Genomic DNA, 2,837 nt, shown 5'->3' on the forward strand with positions numbered 1-2,837 from the left:
ACCAAGCGTTGAAGCCCTTATCTCTAGCGAGGGACTTAACTCCCTCGCTAGAGATAAGAATCTGATTATTAATAATTTATAAACTTATGGGTAATCAGTAGGACTTAAGTCCCTCGCTAATGATAAGGTTTAAAACTTAAAACTCCTAAACCCTAAATCATTCCCTTAGTATTCAAAAGCTCCTCCAAAGAATTACAAAAAGAGAACACTCTATGTACCTCTCTCGCTGGCTTTGCTTTAATCTCTTCAAAACTAAGCCATTTTACTTCTTGAATAATCTGCTCTTTTAATTCAGGGTCAAAGCCCTTTTCTACCTTCCCTTTTTCAAGATTGACTTTAAAAAATAACTCAATAGCATGAAGTGGCGTCTCGATAAATTCGCTGACAAACATAAAATGTTCGATGGAAACCTCTGTGAAAGTTTCCTCTAAAAACTCACGTTTTATCCCTTCTATTACATTTTCGCCATACTGTAAACCACCACCTGGAGGGCACCAAAAAGCCGCATTTTCAATCACACCCTTATGGTTTATCATTAAAATTTTGTCATCTTGTACACAAATACCGCATACTCTTACACGTAATTGTTCCCCATACTGCGCCATCACTTGCTCATGAACTCTATCTATCATCGCTACTTAGGTTTGTTGAAAATCGTTGTTTATAGTGGCTTTATTATTATGAATCGTCTTGATGTATTTAATACTTCCTGCATTAAATATCTGAATAAAACCTCGTTCAGTCAAATCTTGCTCCTGATTAATACTAAATCTTTTGTTTTGGTCAATCGCTAACCAAAATTGCTGGGCATCAGTGTTTTCCACTTTCTGAAAACCCAAAGTCTTATAGCTTCTTCCATCAGACCAATCTCTATCGGCGTATGACATCACATCGTCAGGCTCGTGTTCGTTGATAAAAGCCTTTAGCAGTTTGTCCATACCGCCCACCACATGATGTTTTTTGAGTGTAGCAAAGCGGAGCAGTTCATAAGAACGAGTACCCGCCCGCTCACCATATTTCATCGCCCTACCTGCACTAAACGTAGCTACGGCAATCAACAAAGGCTGATTTAGGTACTGAATAATGGTGGGTTTAATGAATTTTTCAAGGTACTGAGCTTTCAGAAACAAGCCATATTTGAACTTTGATTTGACTGACCCCTGTAAATGGTTTGCATTTAAAAATACCTCTGCTGTTGGGTTATCAATCCTTTCTACAAAGCAATGTCTGGCATTCAAACGTTTTGAATATCCGCACATGGCCAAAATTCTGGCACTTACTAAGTCGGAATTGCTGTTCCAGACATCCTCCCATAGGTGAATAATTCTTTGGTGCTGACTTTGTATATCTTCAGATAAATGTTTGAAGAAATCAAGCTTTAATTCAGTCGTTTGAAAGGTCTGTAGTGAAATAAAATGGATGAATAATTGATGTTCAGTCAGGAAAATTACTTCAAAAGGAGAGACTAATGTCTTTGTTTCAAAGGCTATTTGGTGATGCTTTAATAAATGATAAATGGCTTCTTTCCACACAAGACTATTGTTTTGAAGTTAAATACACTTTGTCAATCATTTCCTGATACTCCGATTCAGCTTCCGAAAAAACCGTGATTCCTCCACCACTTTTAAAGATAAGCGATTGATTAGCTGTTTTCTCAATAAAACGAATCATCACAGCGCTATCTAAATTTTCGCCATCAAAGATACCAAATACCCCTGTATAATACCCTCTTTGATAGTTTTCAGCTTCTTCGATAATCGCTAATGTTTGGGCTTTAGGAGCGCCACAGATTGACCCTGCTGGTAATAATTTGAATAATAAAGTTCCGATTTGCTCATGAAAATTTTCGGGCAATTTTCCGCAAATTTCCGAGCTTACTTGTAATAAATCTCCCTCAGAAGTTTGTACTTTACTAATATATCGAAAGCGTTCTACCCATACTTTTTCGGCTACCATGCTAATGTCATTTCTGATTAAATCTACAATAGTAGCGTGTTCTGCAAGTTCCTTTTTATTTTTCAATATCTCCTCTTCGGCATTCGGAACGTTAGCAGAAATTGTACCTTTCATAGGATGAGAAGAAATGATACCATCCTTTATTTTTACAAAGATTTCGGGAGAAAAAAGCACAAACTCATCCTTGAAAAACAATTGATATTCGGCTGAACTACGTTCAAAAATTTCCTTCAAATTCAAATTTACTTTGATAGGAGTGGGCTTGGTCAGGTTTACCAGAAAGCTATTTCCCCGTAGCAAATGACGTTTTACAATATCAAACGACTGTTGATAGGCTTGAAAACTAATCGGATATTTTTCTAAATAGGAAGGTTTTTCAAGCAGAGGTTTGTCAACATTGAAATTACGTTTCGTCCCGATTTTATACAAAATATCTTCTTTTTCAACTTCCTCAAGGGGCAGCACAATAGGCTTTTTCATCTCATAATCAATGATGAAAAGAAAAGGTTTGCGGTCGCGACCCAACAAATTCATTTGTTCAATGGCGATAGTGGCCTGATTTGGAAGTATTTGAGATTTGAAAGACAATGGAGGTTGAAGTAAATAAACTATGGGTTAATGTATGTTAGAATATTTCTATTAGGGGGTGACTTAAGTCACCCCCTAATAGAAATATTAACTCAACTAAACCGTGGTCTGTGGCACACAGAACACAAAGTTAAATGTTGTTATTGATGGTTTTTCAATCAAAATAGTCAAATATTGTGTTCTGTGTGCCACCATAGCCGTCAGGGTATTGATTTTAAGACTTGTAAAGGGCTTTTCTTTATTTGTATTTTATTTTTCATTTTATGTTCTTTTATGGCAAAAATGTGCCAATG

3 protein-coding genes are annotated in these 2,837 nt (G+C 36.4%); all 3 read right to left on the reverse strand.

The genetic code is table 11. The features are described 5' to 3' along the window. Positions 1–152: 152 nt before the first annotated feature. From VB264_RS24890 to VB264_RS24900, 3 genes are read right to left on the reverse strand one after another with little or no spacing between them, the layout of a single operon-like run. Entirely contained in the window at positions 153–632 is a 480-nt protein-coding gene (locus tag VB264_RS24890; RefSeq protein WP_323254087.1) for an NUDIX hydrolase, read from the reverse strand. A 6-nt stretch (positions 633–638) separates the two neighbouring features. Beyond that, a complete protein-coding gene (locus VB264_RS24895; RefSeq protein ID WP_323254089.1) occupies positions 639–1,532 on the reverse strand; it encodes a hypothetical protein in 894 nt (297 codons plus the stop codon). Positions 1,533–1,536: 4 nt separating this feature from the next. Next, positions 1,537–2,544 (reverse strand): aminodeoxychorismate synthase component I, encoded by a 1,008-nt coding sequence (locus VB264_RS24900; RefSeq protein WP_323254091.1) that lies wholly within the window; start codon positions 2,542–2,544, stop codon positions 1,537–1,539. Between the last annotated feature and the right edge of the window lie 293 nt (positions 2,545–2,837).

Origin of the sequence: Arcicella aquatica, from assembly GCF_034928825.1 — a bacterium.
Classification (GTDB): Bacteria; Bacteroidota; Bacteroidia; order Cytophagales; family Spirosomataceae; genus Arcicella; species Arcicella aquatica.